Annotated in this window: 1 rRNA gene; it reads left to right on the forward strand. The window is 48.8% G+C overall.

Annotation, left to right across the window (positions count from 1 at the left end):
* Window positions 1-297 precede the first annotated feature (297 nt).
* A 16S ribosomal RNA gene (locus PT278_RS07930) occupies window positions 298-1,865 on the forward strand.
* Window positions 1,866-1,973: the final 108 nt, after the last annotated feature.

The raw sequence follows: 1,973 nt of genomic DNA on the forward strand, positions 1-1,973 counted from the left end.
AAGGGCTTGACAAGAGTTCGAAGGTTTAGTAAGATAATAAACGCTGCTGAGGGAGTTGAAAATTTCTTCAGGAGGGGGCAGAAAAAAGTTCTTGACAAAAGAAATTACTTCTGTTAAAATAAAGAAGCGCTGATGTAAGTCGTTTGCATCAGCGGGTAGTACCTTGAAAACTGAACAATGTTTTCGCAAAGTGTGCGGGTGTAAGAACCCAAAACAAAAAAGCGAAGTCAATTTCGCAAGCAAATAAATCCGAGATGCAAATCTTGGAACGAATGAGCAAACATTCAAACAAACATTAAAAATGAGAGTTTGATCCTGGCTCAGGACGAACGCTGGCGGCGTGCCTAATACATGCAAGTCGAGCGAGCAATTTTAACAGAATACCTTCGGGTAGGAAGATAAAAGCGCGAGCGGCGGATGGGTGAGTAACACGTGGGTAACCTGCCCTCTAGATTGGGATACCATTTGGAAACAGATGCTAATACCGAATAAGAAGTAAGATCACATGATCTAGCTATGAAAGGCGGCTTTCGAGCTGTCACTAGAGGATGGACCCGCGGTGCATTAGCTAGTTGGTAAGGTAACGGCTTACCAAGGCAATGATGCATAGCCGAGTTGAGAGACTGAACGGCCACATTGGGACTGAGACACGGCCCAAACTCCTACGGGAGGCAGCAGTAGGGAATCTTCCACAATGGACGAAAGTCTGATGGAGCAACGCCGCGTGAGTGAAGAAGGTTTTCGGATCGTAAAGCTCTGTTGTTGGTGAAGAAGGATAGATAGAGTAACTGCTATTTATTTGACGGTAATCAACCAGAAAGTCACGGCTAACTACGTGCCAGCAGCCGCGGTAATACGTAGGTGGCAAGCGTTGTCCGGATTTATTGGGCGTAAAGCGAACGCAGGCGGGAAGACAAGTCAGATGTGAAAGCCCTCGGCTCAACCGGGGAATTGCATCTGAAACTGCCTTTCTTGAGTGCAGAAGAGGAGAGTGGAACTCCATGTGTAGCGGTGGAATGCGTAGATATATGGAAGAACACCAGTGGCGAAGGCGGCTCTCTGGTCTGTAACTGACGCTGAGGTTCGAAAGCATGGGTAGCGAACAGGATTAGATACCCTGGTAGTCCATGCCGTAAACGATGAGTGCTAAGTGTTGGGAGGTTTCCGCCTCTCAGTGCTGCAGCTAACGCATTAAGCACTCCGCCTGGGGAGTACGACCGCAAGGTTAAAACTCAAAGGAATTGACGGGGGCCCGCACAAGCGGTGGAGCATGTGGTTTAATTCGAAGCAACGCGAAGAACCTTACCAGGTCTTGACATCTAGTGCAATTCATAGAGATATGAAGTTCTCTTCGGAGACACTAAGACAGGTGGTGCATGGCTGTCGTCAGCTCGTGTCGTGAGATGTTGGGTTAAGTCCCGCAACGAGCGCAACCCTTATTATTAGTTGCCAGCATTAAGTTGGGCACTCTAATGAGACTGCCGGTGACAAACCGGAGGAAGGTGGGGACGACGTCAAGTCATCATGCCCCTTATGACCTGGGCTACACACGTGCTACAATGGTTAGTACAACGAGGAGCGAACCTGTGAAGGCAAGCGAATCTCTTAAAGCTAATCTCAGTTCGGATTGCACTCTGCAACTCGAGTGCATGAAGCTGGAATCGCTAGTAATCGCGGATCAGAACGCCGCGGTGAATACGTTCCCGGGCCTTGTACACACCGCCCGTCACACCATGAGAGTCTGTAATACCCAAAGCCGGTAGGATAACCCTTCGGGGAGTCAGCCGTCTAAGGTAGGACAGATGATTAGGGTGAAGTCGTAACAAGGTAGCCGTAGGAGAACCTGCGGCTGGATCACCTCCTTTCTAAGGAAGAGCGAATAGGTGGAGAGTAGAAATACTAGAGGAAGCCTAGGAGCAACGGAAGCACACGGAGCGAGAACATTGTTTAGTTTTGAGGGTAGTACCTCAAAA

Origin of the sequence: Lactobacillus sp. ESL0703, assembly GCF_029433435.1 — a bacterium.
Lineage (GTDB): Bacteria > Bacillota > Bacilli > Lactobacillales > Lactobacillaceae > Lactobacillus.